The sequence below is a fragment of the Acidithiobacillus sp. TH-A117 genome, assembly GCF_057473465.1.
Genome location: NZ_JBYCKQ010000040.1, coordinates 18,608 through 36,908, shown reverse-complemented (window position 1 = coordinate 36,908; position 18,301 = coordinate 18,608). Strand labels below are relative to the sequence as shown.

14 protein-coding genes and 1 pseudogene are annotated in these 18,301 nt (G+C 56.4%); 10 read left to right on the top strand and 5 right to left on the bottom strand.

What is annotated here, in order from left to right; all coding sequences use genetic code 11:
- The first annotated feature begins 80 nt into the window (after window positions 1-80).
- The 6 genes and pseudogenes from aroB (at window position 81) to hemE (ending at window position 10,215) form a co-directional block, all read left to right on the top strand.
- Window positions 81-1,172 (top strand): 3-dehydroquinate synthase, encoded by a 1,092-nt coding sequence (gene aroB / locus AC2VLR_RS09855; protein WP_486881973.1) that lies wholly within the window; start codon window positions 81-83, stop codon window positions 1,170-1,172.
- The gene (gene thyX, locus AC2VLR_RS09850) at window positions 1,169-2,017 is read left to right on the top strand and encodes an FAD-dependent thymidylate synthase (protein ID WP_486881972.1); all 849 of its coding nucleotides are present in this window, start codon (window positions 1,169-1,171) and stop codon (window positions 2,015-2,017) included. Before aroB ends, thyX begins: the two co-directional genes overlap by 4 nt.
- Window positions 2,007-3,173, top strand: coding sequence for a deoxyguanosinetriphosphate triphosphohydrolase (locus tag AC2VLR_RS09845; RefSeq protein ID WP_486881971.1), 1,167 nt, complete (start codon window positions 2,007-2,009; stop codon window positions 3,171-3,173). The genes thyX and AC2VLR_RS09845 overlap by 11 nt, the downstream gene beginning before the upstream one ends.
- Window positions 3,174-3,289: 116 nt before the next feature.
- A pseudogene (gene gltB / locus AC2VLR_RS09840) lies at window positions 3,290-7,716 on the top strand (glutamate synthase large subunit).
- Between the two features lie 27 nt (window positions 7,717-7,743).
- Complete coding sequence (locus AC2VLR_RS09835; protein WP_486881970.1) at window positions 7,744-9,141, top strand: FAD-dependent oxidoreductase; 1,398 nt, start codon at window positions 7,744-7,746, stop codon at window positions 9,139-9,141.
- A gap of 3 nt (window positions 9,142-9,144) precedes the next feature.
- Window positions 9,145-10,215: a uroporphyrinogen decarboxylase gene (gene hemE / locus AC2VLR_RS09830; RefSeq protein WP_486881969.1), complete on the top strand. Its 1,071-nt coding sequence runs from the start codon at window positions 9,145-9,147 to the stop codon at window positions 10,213-10,215.
- A 223-nt stretch (window positions 10,216-10,438) separates the two neighbouring features.
- Here hemE and AC2VLR_RS09825 read toward each other — a convergent pair whose 3' ends face one another.
- Together AC2VLR_RS09825 and AC2VLR_RS09820 are read right to left on the bottom strand one after the other, a co-directional pair.
- On the bottom strand, window positions 10,439-11,350 hold the full coding sequence (locus AC2VLR_RS09825) for a lysophospholipid acyltransferase family protein (protein WP_486881968.1): 912 nt from the start codon (window positions 11,348-11,350) through the stop codon (window positions 10,439-10,441).
- Window positions 11,347-12,123: a GNAT family N-acetyltransferase gene (locus tag AC2VLR_RS09820; RefSeq protein ID WP_486881967.1), complete on the bottom strand. Its 777-nt coding sequence runs from the start codon at window positions 12,121-12,123 to the stop codon at window positions 11,347-11,349. The genes AC2VLR_RS09825 and AC2VLR_RS09820 overlap by 4 nt, the downstream gene beginning before the upstream one ends.
- Window positions 12,124-12,440: 317 nt before the next feature.
- Between AC2VLR_RS09820 and AC2VLR_RS09815 the strand changes: the two genes are divergently transcribed.
- From AC2VLR_RS09815 to ilvA, 4 genes are read left to right on the top strand one after another with little or no spacing between them, the layout of a single operon-like run.
- Window positions 12,441-12,650 (top strand): (2Fe-2S)-binding protein, encoded by a 210-nt coding sequence (locus AC2VLR_RS09815; protein ID WP_101537134.1) that lies wholly within the window; start codon window positions 12,441-12,443, stop codon window positions 12,648-12,650.
- A gap of 47 nt (window positions 12,651-12,697) precedes the next feature.
- Complete coding sequence (locus AC2VLR_RS09810; RefSeq protein WP_486881966.1) at window positions 12,698-13,615, top strand: YheT family hydrolase; 918 nt, start codon at window positions 12,698-12,700, stop codon at window positions 13,613-13,615.
- Window positions 13,612-13,983, top strand: a complete 372-nt coding sequence (locus AC2VLR_RS09805) for a winged helix-turn-helix domain-containing protein (protein ID WP_486881965.1) — start codon at window positions 13,612-13,614, stop codon at window positions 13,981-13,983. The genes AC2VLR_RS09810 and AC2VLR_RS09805 overlap by 4 nt, the downstream gene beginning before the upstream one ends.
- Window positions 13,980-15,503, top strand: a complete 1,524-nt coding sequence (ilvA, locus tag AC2VLR_RS09800) for a threonine ammonia-lyase, biosynthetic (protein WP_486881964.1) — start codon at window positions 13,980-13,982, stop codon at window positions 15,501-15,503. Before AC2VLR_RS09805 ends, ilvA begins: the two co-directional genes overlap by 4 nt.
- A 7-nt stretch (window positions 15,504-15,510) precedes the next feature.
- On the opposite strand, the gene AC2VLR_RS09795 is transcribed toward ilvA, so the two are convergent.
- From AC2VLR_RS09795 to AC2VLR_RS09785, 3 genes are all read right to left on the bottom strand, one after another.
- Window positions 15,511-15,930, bottom strand: coding sequence for a truncated hemoglobin (locus AC2VLR_RS09795; protein ID WP_486881963.1), 420 nt, complete (start codon window positions 15,928-15,930; stop codon window positions 15,511-15,513).
- A 124-nt stretch (window positions 15,931-16,054) separates the two neighbouring features.
- Window positions 16,055-17,212, bottom strand: a complete 1,158-nt coding sequence (locus AC2VLR_RS09790) for a glycosyltransferase family 4 protein (protein WP_486881962.1) — start codon at window positions 17,210-17,212, stop codon at window positions 16,055-16,057.
- A gap of 80 nt (window positions 17,213-17,292) precedes the next feature.
- Window positions 17,293-18,300 (bottom strand): glycosyltransferase, encoded by a 1,008-nt coding sequence (locus AC2VLR_RS09785; RefSeq protein WP_486881961.1) that lies wholly within the window; start codon window positions 18,298-18,300, stop codon window positions 17,293-17,295.
- Window position 18,301 lies beyond the last annotated feature (1 nt).

The following is an 18,301-nucleotide window of genomic DNA, read 5'->3' as shown; positions in this document are numbered from 1 at the left end:
CTCCTTATTGCCACTCTTGCCTGTCAGCCTCAGAAAATCAACAATGGCAGGGTAAATCCGACCTCAAGAGCCTAGAACATATGCAAAGTCTTCGTGTAGAACTTGGTCAGCGCAGTTATTCCATCCACATGGGTAGCGGCATTCTCGGCGACTCCAGCCTCATCGCCCCGGTCTTGGGCAAGGGGCCAGTGGCCATCATTACCGATACGAATGTGGGTCCGCTCTACCTGAAGACTCTGCAAAACACCCTGAAGTCCCTGCACAAGGACGCTCTGGTCATCACCCTGCCCGCTGGCGAAGAGAGCAAAACTCTTGACCATGTTCAGACCATCACCGGTGAACTGCTCAAAGCCGGATACGGACGCGACTGCACCCTCTGCGCCCTGGGCGGTGGTGTGGTCGGTGATATCACCGGTTTTGCCGCCGCTGTTTATCAACGGGGAGTGGCCTGCATCCAGTTTCCCACCACCCTGCTGGCCATGGTGGATTCTTCCGTCGGCGGCAAAACCGGAGTCAATCATCCTCTCGGCAAAAACATGATCGGCGCCTTTTATCAACCGCGCTGCGTCATTGCTGATACCGACACCCTCGACAGCCTGCCGGAACGGGAATTCCGCTCAGGACTCGCCGAAGTCATCAAGTATGGTCTGATCAATGACCTGAGTTTTTTCTCCTGGCTGGAAGATCATCTGGATGCCGTCCTCGCCCGGGACAATGAAGCCCTGGAAATAATCATCAAGACCTCCTGCAAGGACAAGGCGGAAGTCGTCGCCCGGGACGAGCTGGAAGGCGGCCTGCGCGCCATTCTCAATTTTGGTCATACCTTTGGTCATGCCATTGAAGCGGCCAGCGGTTATGGTCATTATCTGCATGGCGAGGCTGTCGCCATCGGCATGGTCATGGCCGCCGATTTGTCCCGGCGTCTGGACCTGCTCCGGGAAAGTGAACAAAACCGGATCTACAAACTCATCAAGGCGGCAGGTCTTCCTACCTTTGCTCCCCGGCTGGAGATTTCCACCTACATGGACTTCATGAAAGTGGATAAAAAGGCAGAAGCCGGACAGATTCGCTTCATTCTGCTGAACAGTATCGGCAGCGCCCTGATTACCGGCGATGTCCCTCCTGCCGCCATTACCCAGACCCTGCAGGCTTTTATGGAGCGCAGCGCATGAATGAAATCAACAAGGCCACCGCAGAATTACAGGCAGAAATGGCCCAACGCATGGCCATCAACCCCGAAGGAACCCGCCGTATTGGTAATTTCGGCTTCATCGAACTGGAGGAGAGCTGGGGCGATGAAGCCACCATCATCAATACCGCCCGCATCAGCACCACCAACCAGCGCCTCAAAAGTGGTCAGGACTTCAGCGAGCGCGATCGTCAGCTGCTCTATCAATTGCTCCGCGACCAACATGGCACCCCCTTTGAAACCATCTATTTCCGCTTTCGCTTTATCGCTCCCATTTTTGTGTTGCGCCAGTGGGTCAAGCACCGGGTTTCCAGCTGGAATGAGTTTTCCATGCGTTACCGTAAACCCATCTCTGTCGCCTACATTCCTGATGCTGCTGCCAGGACTGTGGATGGTTACGCCGTGCTTGACGAGACGGCGCTGGCGGAATATGAAGCCCTCATGAGCCAACTGTTCCAGTGGTACGAAACCCAGTACAGCGCCGCCTGTGCGCGCATTGATCAGGCCCGGGAATCGGGCGAACTGGCGCCCAAAGAAGGGGGGCGTGATCCCTACCGGGGCCGGGCCCGGGAACTCCTGCGCAATGTCATGCCGGTGGCCGCCTATTCCGACGTGTACTGGACCATCAACTTCCGCAGCCTCATGAACTTTTTCAAGCTGCGCCGCAAAAAAGACGCCCAGTATGAAATTCGCGAATATGCGGACGCGGCCTATGCCCTGTTTGCCGCCCGCCTGCCACTTCTGGCGGAGACTATGCAGCGGGTCATCGACGAGTCAGCGGGCGAATCGGCCATACAGGAGCAGGAGCATAACGGCCTTGGCGGATAATTTCCCCTTCCCAGACAGACTGGCGCCTTACGCAGCCCATGCCGGGAGTAGTCCCGGTCGCAAGTATCCGGAAGACCCGCCGGAAAGTCGCAGTCCTTTCCAGCGGGACCGTGACCGGGTGATTCACTCCAGCGCCTTTCGTCGTCTGGAATACAAAACCCAGGTATTCGTCAATCATGAGGGCGACTTGTATCGCACCCGCCTCACCCACACCCTGGAGGTTGCCCAGGTGGGTCGCGCCATCGCCCGGCAATTGGGTCTGGATGAAGACCTGGTGGAAGCCATCGCCCTGGCCCATGATCTGGGCCACACTCCCTTCGGCCATGCCGGTCAGGATGCCCTGCAGGAATGCATGCATGATCTCGGCGGCTTCGAGCATAATATCCAGTCCCTGCGCATTGTGGATCGTCTCGAAGTCCGTTACGGCGATTTTCCCGGCCTGAATCTCAGTTTTGAAACCCGGGAAGGCATCCTCAAACATTGCGCTAAAAGCAAAGCCACCGACCTGGGAGATGTGGGCGAACGCTTCCTGAACGGCACCCAGCCCAGTCTGGAAGCGCAAATCACCAACCTCGCCGATGAAATTGCCTATAATAATCATGATATTGACGATGGTCTGCGCGCCGGACTGCTCGACTTGCAGGAACTCTGCAGCAATCCTCTGTACGGGGACATTTATGGCGAAGTGCAGTCCCGGTATCCCGATGCCAGCGCGACCATTTTGCGTCATGAAACTGGCCGCCGCCTGATCAACCTACTGATTCATGATCTGGTGGCGGAAACCCGTCGGCGCATCGCGAACGGCAAAATCACCAGCATTGCCGCCGTTCGCGCCAGCCCCCGGCCACTGGCCGCCCACAGCCCGGAAATCGCGGCGCAAATCAAGGCATTGAAAAGCTATCTGTTTCAGCGCATGTACCGGCATCCCCGGGTGCATCGTCAGGCGGAAAAAGCCAAGCGCCTGGTGCGCCGCCTTTTCCATACCCTGCGCGAAGACCCCCGCCTGCTGCCTCTGAAATATCAGGCGCGCATTCAAAACAGCGATCAGCAGGAAAATAGCCGGGCGCGCATTGTCGCGGATTATATTGCCGGCATGACCGACCGCTTTGCCATCGCCGAATATGACCGCCTGTTTGATCCCCACGGGGAAGCCTGAGGCCGGACGCAAAATTTCAAAACTCGCCCTCTTGGACCTCGTCCATAAGCCCGCTATAATGTCTAGCCCTGCTTTGCAGTTCGGCGACAGGGTGACGGAACAGACCAGGTGACCACATGACGCAAAGCTTATACTCCTCCGACTTTGAAAGAGATTCCTGCGGCTTCGGACTGATTGCCCAGATGGATAATCAGGCCAGCCATGCCATTGTCGCCACAGCCATTGCCTCTCTGGCACGACTGACCCATCGCGGTGCGGTCGCGGCGGATGGTAAAAGCGGGGACGGCTGCGGCTTGTTGGTACAAATGCCCCGGGCTTTCTTCCAAAGCATAGCAGCGGAGATGGGCGTTGAACTGCCCGCGCATTTCGGAGTTGGTCAGTTTTTTCTACCCCAGGATGCCACGCTGGCTGGGAATATCCGCGCGACTCTCGACCATGAAGCCCGGGATCTCGGCCTAAGCAGTCTGGGCTGGCGGCAGGTTCCTACTGACGCCTCCGCCTGCGGCGAAGAAGCTCTGAGCAGTCTGCCCGCCGTCTGGCAGGTGTTTATCGGCTTGCCCGCAGAGCAGGACGAGGACACCCATGAACGCCTGCTCTATCGCCTGCGCCGCCGGGTGGAAAAGCAGTTTGTCGCCGACAAGGACTTTTTCGCCATCACCTGCTCATCCCAGGTCATCGGCTACAAGGGACTGGTGCTGCCGGAAAATCTGCCGGTGTTTTATCCCGACCTGTGCGATACCCGCTTTACTTCGGCACTGGTTACCTATCATCAGCGGTTTTCCACCAATACCTGGCCGGAATGGCGCCTCTGCCAGCCTTTCCGGATGCTTGCCCACAATGGCGAACTCAATACGGTACAGGGCAACCGGCTCTGGGCCAAGGCCCGGGAAGCCCAATTGCAGAGCGATCTCCTGCCCATGGCTGAAGTCCTCCCCGCCGTCGGCGGTGGTAGCGATTCCTTCAGCCTCGACAACATCTGGAACTGCTGGTGCAGGGCGGCATGGATTTTTTCAAGGCCATCCGTCTGCTCGTTCCCCCGGCCTGGCATAATGTTCCGCACATGGAACCCGCCCTGCGCGCTTTTTATGAATATCACTCCATGCGCATGGAAGCCTGGGACGGTCCCGCCGGACTGGTACTGAATACCGGCCGCATTGCCGCCTGTGCCCTGGATCGGAATGGCCTGCGTCCGGCACGTTACGTCATCACCAAAGACCGTATCATCAACATTGCCTCGGAAGTGGGCGTATTCGACTACCAGCATCAGGACATTGAAGTGCAGGGCCGGGTCGGCCCGGGTCAACTGGTGGCCGTGGACATGGCGACCGGTCGTTTCCTGGACTCCGAGAGTATTGACACCGAAATCATGAACAGCCACCCCTACCGGGCCTGGCTGGATGAATATGCCGAACACCTGCACCGTGACGACCAGGACCTGACCCCTGCCCTGCCGGTTGCCGACTTGTTGACCAGTGAAAAAGCCTTTGGCGTCAGCTTTGAGGAAGAAGACCAGGTCATTCGGGTGCTGGCAGAGGGCGCCCAGGAGGCCGTGGGTTCCATGGGTGATGATACCCCCATGGCGGTGCTGTCCACCCAAAGACGCCATATTGCCGATTATTTCCGCCAGCAGTTTGCCCAGGTGACCAACCCCCCCATTGACCCTCTGCGCGAAGCGCTGGTGATGTCTTTGAATACGGTGATTGGCAGCGAAAGCAACCTGTTTGCCGAACGTCCCGAATATGCCCGCCGCATCGAAATTCACTCACCAATCCTGTCGGATGCCACTTTTGCGGCCCTGACCAGCCGCACAGAACCGGCCTTTCGCAGCCAGAGCTTCGATCTCTGCTATTCCGCCGCCGATAGCAATCTGGGCGGCGCCATTGAAGCCCTCTGCGAAGAAATCATTACCGCTGTGCGCCATGGCGCGGTCATCCTGGTGCTGTCGGACCATGCCCTGGAGCGGGATCGTCTTTACATTCCGGCGCTCATGGCCGTAGGCGCGGTGCATCATGCCCTCATTGACGCCGGGTTGCGGACCCGGGCCAACATTGTGGTGGCTACCGCCCATGCCCGCGACCCCCATCAATTTGCCACCCTGATCGGTTACGGGGCAACCGCCGTTTATCCGTACCTCAGCTATGCCATTGTCCGCAGTCTGCTGGAACGCCACGCCTTCAGCCAGCCTCTGACCGAAAACAAAGCGCTGGAAAATTACCGCAAAGGCATCGACAAGGGGCTCTATAAAATCCTCTCGAAAATGGGTATATCCACCCTTGCCTCTTATCGCAGTACCCAGCTTTTTGAAGCTCTGGGTCTGGATGAACTGGTGGTGGAGCGCTGCTTCAAGGGGACCGTCAGCCGGATTGGTGGCGCCAGCTTTGAGCTTCTGGAGGACGATATCCGCCAGCAGGTGCGCAACGCCTTCATTCCCAGAAAAACCCTGCCCGTCGGTGGTTTGCTCAAATATGTGAACGGCGGCGAATATCACGCCTATCACCCCGATGTCGTTCAAAGCCTGCAAACAGCGGTAAAATCCGGGCGATATACGGATTATCAGGTGTTTGCCGGTCTGGTCAACGAACGTCCGGTGACCAATTTGCGCGATCTGCTGCAGCTCAAAAATTCCGCCCAACCCATTCCTCTCAGTGAAGTGGAGCCCGTCGAATCCATCACCCCGCGCTTCGATACGGCCGCCATGTCCCTGGGTGCCCTTTCACCCGAAGCTCACGAAGCCCTGGCCATTGCCATGAACAGCATCGGCGGTCGCTCCAACTCCGGTGAAGGAGGGGAGGATCCGGCCCGCTATCACAACAACAAGGTCAGTAAGATCAAGCAGATAGCTTCTGGCCGCTTTGGTGTGACGCCGGAGTATGCGGTCAATGCCGAAGAGTTGCAGATCAAGGTCGCCCAGGGCGCCAAACCCGGTGAAGGTGGCCAGCTACCCGGACATAAAGTCAGCGGCATCATTGCCCGCCTGCGCTATGCCAAGGAAGGCGTGGCGCTGATCAGCCCCCCGCCCCACCACGACATTTACTCCATCGAAGATTTGGCCCAGCTTATTTTTGACCTGAAGCAGATCAATCCCCGGGCCTATGTCTCGGTGAAGCTGGTGTCGGAAGCCGGTGTCGGAACCATTGCTGCCGGCGTTGCCAAGGCCTATGCCGACCGCATCACCATTGCCGGTTATGATGGTGGTACCGGCGCCAGCCCCCTGACCTCGGTCAAATATGCCGGATCGCCCTGGGAATTGGGACTCGCCGAAACCCAGGTCACCCTGCGCCGCAATCAGTTACGCCACCGGGTACGTCTGCAGGCCGACGGCGGCTTCAAAACCGGCCTGGACGTCATCAAGGGCGCTCTGCTGGGGGCCGAGAGCTTTGGTTTTGGTACCGCGCCGATGATTGCCTTGGGTTGCAAATATCTGCGTATCTGCCATCTCAACAATTGTGCCACCGGCATTGCCACCCAGGATGAAACCCTGCGCAAACATTTTACCGGCCTTCCAGAAATGGCCATCAACTACTTCCGTTTCGTGGCTGAAGAAGCGCGGCAGATCATGGCCGAGCTGGGTATCCGGCGTTTTGATGAACTCATTGGCGCCAGCCAGCTACTGGAAGTCGGTGGAGCCCAGACAGAAAAGCAGGAGCGCCTCAACCTGCTGCCCCTGCTCGCCAATGCCCAGCTGGAAAATGCCGATGTCAATTATCACACCCAGGACCGCAACCCGCCCTTTGACAAAGGCGAACTGGCCGAACAGATGGTCAAGGATGCCCGACCGGCTCTCGAAGAGCAGATACCTACGCGCCTGCATTACCCCATTCGCAACGTCAACCGTTCCATCGGTGCGCGTCTGGCGGGAGAAATTGCCCAACGCTATGGCAATAACGGACTGCGCGACGATGCCATTCATGTCGAATTGACCGGAACCGCTGGCCAATCTTTTGGTGCCTTCTGCGTGCAGGGCATGACCCTGCAACTGCACGGCGATGCCAATGACTATGTGGGCAAGGCCATGAATGGCGGCACCCTGGTCATTGCCCCGCCCGCAGGCACCCATTATGCCAGTCAGGATTCCGCCATCATGGGCAACACTTGCCTCTATGGTGCGACGGGAGGCCACCTGTTTGCTGCCGGACGCGCCGGAGAACGCTTTGCAGTGCGCAACTCCGGTGCCGTAGCGGTTATTGAAGGTGCGGGAGATCATGCCTGCGAGTATATGACCGGTGGTCAGGTCATCATTCTCGGTTCCGTGGGTGTCAACTTCGGTGCAGGCATGACCGGCGGTCTGGCTTTTGTGCGCGATCAGGCCCGGCAGTTCGCGGATCAGGTCAATGGCGAACTGGTCAACTGCCATCGTATCGAAACCGAATCCATGCGCGGTTATGCCGCCCTGCTGCGCCGTCATGTGGAAACCCATGTGGCGCAAACCGGCAGCACGTACGCGGCCAGCCTGCTGAAGGACTGGTCCCATTTCATTCGTGATGTCTGGCTCGTCGTGCCCAAGGCGGCGAAGCTCGATGTCCTGCTGGAAGAAGCCAGCTGATTCTCCGCGCCCAACCGAGGAACCATTATGAGCCATTTTGCCTTCATCGAAGACCCCCGGCAGGATCCGAAAAAGCTGGACGTGGAAGAACGTCGCGAGGCCTTCAAGGAAATCTATAAAAGCTTTGACCTGGACAGCGCCAAACTGCAGGCTGACCGTTGCCTGCATTGCGGTAATCCCTATTGTGAATGGAAGTGTCCGGTACACAATTACATTCCCAACTGGCTGCAGCTCATTGTCGAAAACCGCATTGAAGAAGCCGCTGAACTCTCGCACCAAACCAACACCCTGCCGGAAATCTGCGGACGTATCTGTCCCCAGGACCGACTCTGCGAAGGCGCCTGTACTCTCAATGACGGCTATGGCGCTGTGACCATCGGCAACCTCGAAAAATTCATCAGCGAGGAAGCCCTGGCGCGCGGCTGGCGTCCCGCAATCGGCCCAATCAGTCCCAATGGCAAAAAAGTGGCCGTGGTGGGTGCCGGACCTGCGGGTCTGGGCTGCGCCGACATCCTCAACCGCGCGGGCACTGAAGTGACGGTGTATGATCGCTATCCAGCGGTGGGCGGGCTGCTCACCTTCGGGATTCCGCCCTTCAAACTCGAAAAGGAAGTCATCGCCCGCCGCGCTGATCTGCTTCAGGAAATGGGTATCCAGTTTCAACTGGGTACGGAAATCGGTAAAGACATTTCTCTCGGGCAACTGCTCAATGACTATGATGCAGTGTTCCTCGGGATGGGCACCTACACCGCCAAAACCGGACATCTTCCCGGCGAGCAGTTACCCGGCGTCATCAAGGCGTTGTCCTACCTGATTGCCAATACCCGGCATCTGATGCAGCTGCCTGACCCGACCCTGCCCTATCTCAACCTTTCCGGTAAAAAAGTCGTGGTACTGGGGGGCGGCGATACCGCCATGGACTGTGTGCGTACCGCCATCCGCCAGGGAGCGAGCAGTGTTATCTGCGCCTATCGGCGTGATGAGGAAAACATGCCCGGCTCCCGTCGGGAAGTGGCGAACGCCCGGGAGGAAGGGGTGAAGTTCCTCTTCAATCGCCAACCAGTGGAAATCATCGGGGATGAACAAGGTAGTGTGAAGGCGGTGCGCATGGTGGAAACCCAGTTGGGCGAACCCGATGCCAAAGGACGCCGTCATCCTGAACTGGTGCCCGGCTCCGAACAGATCCTCGACGCCGATGTGGTCATCATTGCCTTTGGTTTCGACCCCTCCCCGGCTACCTGGTTTGGCGAACATGGGATAGAAATTGACGAGCGCGGCCGGATTCGCACCAATGCTCAGTTTCAGACCAGTAATCCGCAGATTTTTGCGGGGGGCGACATGCGGCGCGGTTCGGATCTGGTAGTAACTGCCGTAGATGAGGGCAGAAAGGCGGCCGAAGGGATTCTCGACCACCTGGGCGTTTAAGGCGTGACTAAAGTCCTTCACAATGACCGTTTCCTACGCGCCTGCCTGCAGCAGGAAGTGGATCAGGTACCGGTCTGGCTGATGCGTCAGGCCGGGCGTTATCTGCCCGAATATCGCGCCACCCGCGCCCGGGCCGGTGACTTTCTGACCCTCTGCACCACGCCGGAACTGGCCTGCGAAGTCACCCTGCAACCCATCGACCGTTTTCCCCTGGATGCGGCCATTCTCTTCTCGGATATCCTCACTATCCCTTATGTGATGGGGCTGGGCTTGAGTTTTCAGGAAGGCGAAGGCCCGGTTTTTGCGAATCCTCTGCGCTCGGCGGCCGATATTGCCCGCCTCAGCCAGCCCGACCCGGAAACGGAACTTCGTTTTGTCATGGATGCCCTGCGCCTGATCCGTCGTGAACTTGACGGACGAGTACCCCTCATCGGTTTTGCCGGCAGCCCCTGGACACTGGCCTGCTACATGATCGAAGGGCGTGGCAGTCGGGATTTCATCCATATCAAGGGACTGCTATACAGCGACCCGGCGACCCTGCATCGCTTGCTGGCTCATCTTGCCGATGCAGTCACCGCCTATCTGAATGCCCAGATTGCTGCCGGTGCCCAAGCGGTGATGCTCTTTGACACCTGGGGCGGCAGCCTCAGCACTCCTGCCTACCGGGAATTTTCACTGGCCTATATGACCAGGATTATTGCCGGACTCCACCGGCAGGCCGAGGGTCGGACCGTTCCCGTCATCCTCTTCACCAAGGGCGGCGGTAACTGGCTGGAAGCCATGGCCGACAGTGGTGCTGATGTGCTGGGTCTCGACTGGAGCACGGAACTAGCTTTAGCCCGCCAGCGTCTGGGGCAGAAAGTCGCCCTGCAAGGCAATATGGATCCTATTGCGCTCTATGGCAGCAGCTCCGGAGTGCGCCAGGAAGCCCTGCGGATTCTGGAAAGTCACGGACCCGGAGCCGGGCACATTTTCAATCTGGGGCATGGTATTACTCCGCAAACTCCTATCGAAAATGTCAGCACCCTGATTGACACGGTCCACCACTGGGGTCAAGCAAAACAAACCGTTTGATACTGAGTGATCTAGTCGCGCCCCGTCGGGGATGGCATAGGGGATTTGCCGCGACTTTGTTCCGCGCCGTTGTTGTTCTTGGTGAAATCCCGCGCCCGGCAGGCGAACTGTTTGAGCCCGTAGGGCGAGTTTTCGCCTGACAGCGGGATGAGCCTTAGAACAACAGGCAAGGAACGTTGGAGCAAAAATCCCCTATGCCATCCCCGTCGGGGCAAGAATACATTCAGGCCCCATGACCGCGCCGCCAGGCGGCCCAGGCATCACGGAAAGGATGGCGACGGGAACGGTGGTTCGGCAGATAGGTGACGGAAGCGCCCTGCTCCATGCGCTGCAAGGCATCACTGATGGCCTGACGGGCATTTTGAGCCAACTGCCGACGTCCCAGCTCAGGTGGAAGGGCCGGCAGAAACTCCACACGCAGGGTCAAGGGAGCCGCCGCCGCCAGTCGCCAGAGATGCCCAAACAGGCTGTCGTCGCCAATAAAAGGACACAAAACATCGGGTTGTCCCGGGCGCAGCACATCCTCATAGCGCAGTGCCACCGGAATGGTCTCGGCACGGGCAACAGCCGCTGTTTCAAAAGGCGCGGCGTAAAATTCACCCACAGCTTTACCATCACTGGTGGTCCCCTCCGGAAACAGCACCACACTGGTACCCGCCACAATGATGTCGCTGGCCTGGCGCATGGTCCGTTGACTGGCGCGGGCGTCACTGCGATCAATGAACAGAGTCCCTAACCACTCGCCCATGATTCCGAAAAATGGCCAGTTGCGCATTTCCTTTTTGGCCACGAAACGGCCGGGAATCAAGGTCGCCAGGGCAAGAATGTCGAGATAGGAGACATGATTGGCTGCCACCATGACCGGCTGCTCCGGGATTTTACCGTCCACCCGCAGGCGGATACCCAAAACCCGCAGGGCGCGGCGACTCCACCAGGCAAAAGCCCGATAACTCATGGCATCAGGCTGCGCCTTGCGGGCACAGGTCCACAGCGCCAGCGGATAGGCTAGCAGCAGATAAAAAACCAGCAAAGGAAGACGCCAGAAGCGGCGCATGGCATTGGGGCGCAAGCGCCGCAAACGCCGCCCCGGATAGTGAATCAGCACCGGTGCGGGCGTTTGTTTACGCCATCTCATTTTCTGGGACCCACCGGTTCCAGAAAGCGCTGCTGATAACGGGGGGTAATGAGGCTCGATTCACACCAGACAAAAAAGTCGGAACAGTGGAATTGAGGATCCCAGAAAGGCTCTCCCCCCACCCGAACTCCCGCCCGCAAATAACCCTTCAGCAGGGAGGGCAGAGAGGCAGGCGCGACTTGCGCCTGCATATCAAAGCCCGGCACTGCCCGCAGCGGAAACACCCGCTGCTCCTGGGGGGTCAGATATTGCTGCAGCTGCTGATAGAGAGCGCCCAGCGCCGGGCCATCGGTACTGTGGACGCTGGCGCAACCCATCAGATAATCGATCTGCCACATGGACATGGCCTCGGCCAATCCCGACCAGAGCAAAGCTATCACCGCTCCCTGGCGATAGTCGGGATGCACGCAGGAGCGACCCAGTTCCATGATACGGGCATTCAGAGCGAGCAGGCGGGACAGGTCAAATTCGGTTTCGGCATAATAACGACCCACCGAGGGGACTTTTTCGGGGAGAAACAGGCGATAAGTCCCGACTACCTCCTGGCGGTTCTCATCTTCGACAATCAGATGTTCGCAGAAGGGATCATACTCATCCTGGTCCATACCAGGGCCGCCGCTGAGTTGGGCGCCATATTCGGCGCTAAATACTTCATAACGCAAACGCTGCGCCGCCTCCACTTCGTCCTGATGACGGGCCAGATAAAGTCGCAGGGAACGATCTTTTTTCTTGGTCAAGTGATCAGTACTGCCGTGAGATTGAGTGCTTAACATGCAGGACTCTCCGTGCAAAAACGATAGCAAACCTTCCTTATTATGACTCACAAATGTGACAATAGTGCGGCAGTTTTATGAACTTTTTATGACAGTGCTCATCCGCAAAGTCCTGCCTCATCCATAACCACTGCTCCAGTTCAGCCAATACACGCATTTTATAGGATGATTCAAAGTTTACCAGCCCCAGAGCCCAAAAAACCACAGCAGCGAAAAACTATCGATAAAATCATGTTGCAAGTCTTGCACCTTATGCGCGCAATGGCTACTGTATGAGGTTGTTCCAGCATCAGTTGCCGAGAGGTGAAAGTTTTACCATGTCTGCCGCACCCGAGGAAGTCGATGACAGCCCTTATTGCTGCTGTTCGGCGGCCACATTTATGGAAATTCTGGAGCGCCAACGCGCTGAGCCCCTTCCTTTCATGGAATTGTTGATGGTCCATGCGGGATGCGGCGGTGGCTGCGGGAGCTGCATCGATGAGCTTGAGGCTTACCTCCGTCAGCACGACGCTTACATCGAAGACTAGCGTTGTTCTGTGACTTTCAGCCACCCTGGTGGGCCCGGGGCGGCCACATGCAAACCATCTGGGCGCCCTTTTTCGCACACTCTGGAAAGGTATCTTTCCGTCGCGAGCTTTGGACCACCCCCGATCAGGACCAGATTGCCGTTGACTGGATTGATGCGCCGTCAGGAGCACCTGTGGTCATTCTGTTTCATGGTCTGGGTAGCAGTTCCCGGGGGCATTACGCCCTGGCGTTGGCGGTGGCCCTGCAGCAACGGGGCTGGGCGGGTTGTTTCATCAATTTCCGGGGCTGTGGCGGCATCGATAACCGCCTCCCCCGCAGTTATCATGCCGGCGATAGTGCGGAAATCGCCTGGATGCTGGAAAAGGTCGCCGCACTCCTGCCCGACCGCCAGCGCTATGGCGTGGGGGTCTCCCTGGGCGGCAATGCCCTGCTGAAATATCTGGGTGAACAGGGTAGCAGCGCCGAACAGGTCCTGAGTAAAGCAGCGGGGGTTTGCGCGCCCGTTGACCTGGCTGCCACGGCGGAATTTTTGCAACAGGGATCCATTCGTTTTTACAATCGTTACTTTCTGATCAACATGAAAAAAACGGCTCGCCGTTTTCAGCAGCGTCACCCGGAAATGGCCGACTGGACCCGGGTTTTTTTGGCCAGAAACCTGTATGATTTTGATGAATATTTTACCGCACCCGTGCATGGCTTTGCCGGCGCGCAGGTGTTCTGGGAAAAAGGCTCATCAGCGCCGCTGTTACGCTACATCCAGGTGCCTACCTTGCTCCTGCACAGCGCGGATGACCCGATTGTGCCCATCGCCAGTGTCCGTGCGGCGGTGTTAAGTCCGGCCATAACACCTTATGTCACCGAGCATGGTGGCCATGTGGGCTTTATGACCGGGCCTTTTCCCGGGCATCTGGACTGGCTACCGAACACACTGCTGAATTATTTTGAGGGGAGGAACAGCGCATGAGCGAACAGTTGCAGCCACGCTTGCGGGTTTTACTGGCGGAAGCCATCGCCATGGGTCCCGGTAAAGCCGAATTGCTCCGTCACATTCGCGAAACCGGTTCCATTTCGGCGGCGGCCCGCTGTATGCAGATGAGCTATCGGCGCGCCTGGTTACTGGTGGACACCATGAATCACAGCTTCCTCAGCCCCCTGGTCAGCACCGCCACCGGTGGCAGTCATGGTGGTGGGGCTCACCTGACGGAAATGGGGGAAGAAGTACTGCGCCGCTATGAAGCCATGGAAGCCAAAGCCAATGCCGCCCTGGCCCCGGACATCGCCGAATTTCGCCAACTCATGCAACTTCAGCCCCGGGAGCCCTCCAAATCGTGAAAAACCTGCTTCGGGAAGTGCTGTGCAGCCGGGTGTATGATGTCGCTCGGGAAACCCCGCTGGAAACCGCCCCCAAACTGAGCGCGCGCCTGCAGCGGGAAATCCTGTTCAAGCGCGAGGACTTGCAACCGGTATTCAGCTTCAAGTTGCGCGGGGCTTACAACAAGATTGCCCAGCTCTCTGCTGCCGAAAAGGCCGCCGGGGTGATCACCGCCAGCGCCGGCAATCACGCTCAGGGTGTCGCCTACTCCGCCCAGAAGCTCGGCATTCGCGCCGTTATCGTCATGCCTGCCACCACGCCGGAAATCAAGGTCCAGGCGGTGCGGGCCCGGGGCGCGGAGGTCATCTTGCACGGCGACAATTTTTCCGACGCGCAAAGTCACTGTTTTCAATTGGTCGAGCAATCCGGCATGGTGTTCATCCCGCCCTTTGATGATCCTCTGGTGATCGCCGGTCAGGGAACCGTGGGTGCGGAAATTTTGCGGCAGCGCGGTACTGGTCTGGAGGCGATATTTGTACCGGTGGGTGGTGGTGGGCTGATTGCCGGGGTGGCGGCTTATCTGAAGTCCATCGTTCCGGAAATCCGCATCATTGGCGTCGAACCTTTCGAGGCCGATGCCATGTTTCAATCCTTAGCGGCCGGAAAGCGGATTGTACTCCCCCAGGTGGGGATATTTGCCGATGGCGTAGCCGTCAAACAGGTCGGCGAACATACTTTCGCTCTCTGTCAGCGCTATGTGGATGAAATTGTTCGCGTCAGCAATGATGAAATCTGCGCTGCCATCAAGGATGTATTTGATGAAACCCGCTCCATCATGGAACCTGCCGGCGCCCTGGCGCTGGCCGGACTCAAACGCAAGGCCGGCGAAGACCCCGGTCAGGGCGGGGCCTGGGTCGCCCTGCTCTCGGGGGCCAACATGAATTTTGACCGGCTGGGCTTCATTGCCGAGCGCGCCGAACTGGGCGAGGCCCGGGAAGCCTTGTTTGCGGTCACCATTCCCGAAACCCCCGGCGCCTTTCGCGACTTTTGTGCCGCCATTGGCCAGCGGGTGGTGACTGAATTCAATTATCGTCTGCATCGCCGCGATCGCGCCCATATTTTTGTAGGGGTCGCCATTCGCGACCGGGAAGATGCTGCAGCCCTCCTCCAGCAATTGCGGGATACCGGTCACGAAGCTCTGGACCTGAGTCAGGATGAAATGGCCAAGCTCCATATTCGCCACATGGTCGGGGGCCATGCCCGGGAAGCCCGGAACGAAAGAATCTACCGCTTTGAGTTTCCGGAAAGGCCGGGCGCCCTCATGGCGTTTCTGGAAAAGCTGGGGGGGCACTGGAACATCAGTCTGTTCCACTATCGCAATAATGGCGTCGATCTGGGGCGGGTGCTGGCGGGATTTGAAGTACCCGACAGTGATCTGCCGCAATTTGAAAGCATGCTGTCCAAGGTGGGTTATTCGCATGTTTCCGAAAGCGGCAATCCTGCCTACCGCTTTTTTCTGGATAACGCGCGCGCCGATTGAAGCGGGCTTAAGACTCCCGTGGGGCAAACATCAGGCGCAGGGACTCGCCAATGCCTGCCGCCATGCCATGCCAGCGTTTGGCCAGATCGGCATCCATGTGATCCAGCATGGTCTCATGGAACAGGGCAAGCCAGTCATCCACCAGAGGGTTGGTCACCCCCACCGGCGCGTGCTTGTCCCCCAGAGCATAGCGATAATCTTTATAGGGCAGCCCACCTGAAACCGTCCACCAGTAATGCACCAGACGATCCTTGTGCAAATCCCAATCCTGCACAATGGAAAAAGGTTCCGCCAAGGTAGGATGGACCTGAATGCGGTTGTAAAAATCATCCACCACGGCGCGAATCACTGGCAGGGAGATTTTATCGCAGAGGGGCTCGAGGCGACGCTTGGGGGTGGGGGGTGGAGTTGGAGCGTTGGTTACCATGACGATCCTGAAATTTTGACGATAGAATTATATTACCATATATGGGTGTGGAAGATGCTGATGGATTTTCGCATAGAAAGCCATAGCAGATTCATCCTGCAGCAGCGCGCTTCAGGAAAGTGCTTTATGTACCATCATGAAATCGGGTCCATGCCTGCTCCACCAAGCTCATGAAATCTTTACGGAAACGCTCCGGGGCAAAGCGCAGAGCGTTAGCTCTACAAGCAGCCGGGGTGATGGCCTCTCTAACCATCTCAAAGCGCTCCACAGCAGCCATGATGGCAGAAACTGATTGTTCATAAAAAAAACAACCAGTGGCTGCAGCAGAGGTCGCTGCACCTTCCGCTGCTAATGGCACGACAGTCTCCAACGCTCCGCCCTTGCCAAAGGCAATCACCGGTGTGCCGCAGGCTTGAGCCTCTACGGGAGTAATACCAAAGTCTTCCTCGGCGGCAAATACAAAAGCATGAGCAGCTCCCATCAGTTGCGCCAAGACTTGTGCTGACTGGTATCCGAGAATTTCTATGTTAGGAGATCCGGAAGCCATTTGTGCGATTTTTTCCCGTTCAGGGCCATCGCCGATGACTTTCAGCCGCTTATCAGGCATCCGGGTAAACGCCTCCACGATAAGGCCGACCCGCTTGTAGGGCACAAGGCGCGATGCCGTGAGATAAAAATCTTCCTTATCTGGACGAAAAGCAAAGGCTTCCACATCAACCGGAGGGAATATCACTGCCGCTTGTCTCCGGTAGGTTTTCCAGATACGGCGGGCAATGAACGCAGAATTCGCAACAAATTGATCCACACCATTGGCAGTGCGCACATCCCAAATACGGATTTTGTGTAAAAGCCACTTGGCAATCCAACCTTTTAAGCCTTTTTCCAGTCCGGATTCGCGGAGATATTGATGCTGCAAATCCCAGGCGTAGCGAATCGGTGTATGGATATAACTGATATGTAACTGGTCCGGTCCGGTCAGCACTCCCTTGGCTACAGCATGGGAGCTAGACAGAATCAGGTCATAGCCGGACATATCCAACTGCTCAATAGCCAGAGGCATGAGCGGAAGGTAATGACGATAGAGCTTGTGGGCGCCAGGCAACCGCTGAATAAAGGTAGTCCGGGGTACTTTCCCCTGCAAAAATTTTTGTTCTTCATCGGAAAGAAAATCACAGACACTGAACAAGTCGGCCTGGGGAAAAATCAGCAGCATCTGTTCCAAAACGCGCTCAGCCCCCGCGTATGTTGTTAACCAATCATGAACAATGGCAACACGTCTCAAACTGTATTCCTTAATTAAACAAGCGTGTGTACGGTGATTATGGGAGACAGATCTCGACACTTCACGAGATCATAGGATAGTTAAGAAACACGCACATTTCTATAAAAATCCTTCTTCTGCATCCAGTTAAGTAAGGCAGAAGCCATGCGATTCGGCATGAGGGACAAGGCGTACCCTAAAATCCATCTATAAGATCTGTACTTGCGTAAACCAGTACGAAAGATTTTTCGCGCTTCATCACGCTGCCCATTAATCAAGCGAGATTTTGCGCTTCTAAAGGTCGCATCATCAAGCCTTTTATAAATAAGGTCCTTCTTTTCCTGAAACCATCCTTCTTGAAGAATGAAGTTATAAATAAACCGCTCAGAATCTGGTAGAGCAGAATTACCACGGTTGGTTTCCGAATCCTTGTGCACCCGATAACTGAGCAGGCGTTTATTGACATAGTAAATTGGCAATTCAAAATGCACATAAACACAGGCAGCCCACAAATCTGCACAAACTCCAACATCTTTGTACGCCATTGAAGAGTTGACCATTGATTTTCTATATAAACTTGCGGTTCCTATTATAATAGATCCATCAAATAAGGCACCAACCGGATTTTTCAGCTCACCACCGAGAAGAACATTTCGTTTCCAATAAATCGCATGCTTATCACTTTTTTCTAAATCTCTTATGCCGTCTTCATCAACAATCCAATTATCACAAAAAGCAAGAGCAATATTTTTATATTTCTCCATAACTCCGACCATTATGGCCAAGTATTCCGGATCAATAAAATCATCATCACTCAGAAAAGATACATATTTTCCACTGGCTATTGATAATGACTTCTCACAATTTTTGAGTACGCCAAGACATTCATTATTAGCATAATAAGATAATCTTTGGTCAGAAAATCCGGAGCATATTTTTTTGATTTCCTCTGAATTAGAATCGTCAGCAATTATAAGCTCAAAATCTGTTCTGGTTTGTTCCAAAACAGAACTAATAGCCTTGGCGATAAATTTAGTACGACGACACGCCAGAATAATAATAGTAGCTATCGGATTACTATTGTTATTTTTAGAACATTTTGCGTTCATA

Coding starts and splice junctions, on each gene's coding strand:
- AC2VLR_RS09825 (WP_486881968.1), bottom strand. CDS start 11,350: ATGAGATGGCGTAAACAAACGCCCGCACCGGTGCTGATTCACTATCCG.
- AC2VLR_RS09795 (WP_486881963.1), bottom strand. CDS start 15,930: ATGGTAACCAACGCTCCAACTCCACCCCCCACCCCCAAGCGTCGCCTC.
- AC2VLR_RS09815 (WP_101537134.1), top strand. CDS start 12,441: ATGTCTGCCGCACCCGAGGAAGTCGATGACAGCCCTTATTGCTGCTGT.
- aroB (WP_486881973.1), top strand. CDS start 81: ATGCAAAGTCTTCGTGTAGAACTTGGTCAGCGCAGTTATTCCATCCAC.
- AC2VLR_RS09785 (WP_486881961.1), bottom strand. CDS start 18,300: ATGAACGCAAAATGTTCTAAAAATAACAATAGTAATCCGATAGCTACT.
- AC2VLR_RS09820 (WP_486881967.1), bottom strand. CDS start 12,123: ATGTTAAGCACTCAATCTCACGGCAGTACTGATCACTTGACCAAGAAA.
- AC2VLR_RS09835 (WP_486881970.1), top strand. CDS start 7,744: ATGAGCCATTTTGCCTTCATCGAAGACCCCCGGCAGGATCCGAAAAAG.
- AC2VLR_RS09805 (WP_486881965.1), top strand. CDS start 13,612: ATGAGCGAACAGTTGCAGCCACGCTTGCGGGTTTTACTGGCGGAAGCC.
- thyX (WP_486881972.1), top strand. CDS start 1,169: ATGAATGAAATCAACAAGGCCACCGCAGAATTACAGGCAGAAATGGCC.
- AC2VLR_RS09810 (WP_486881966.1), top strand. CDS start 12,698: ATGCAAACCATCTGGGCGCCCTTTTTCGCACACTCTGGAAAGGTATCT.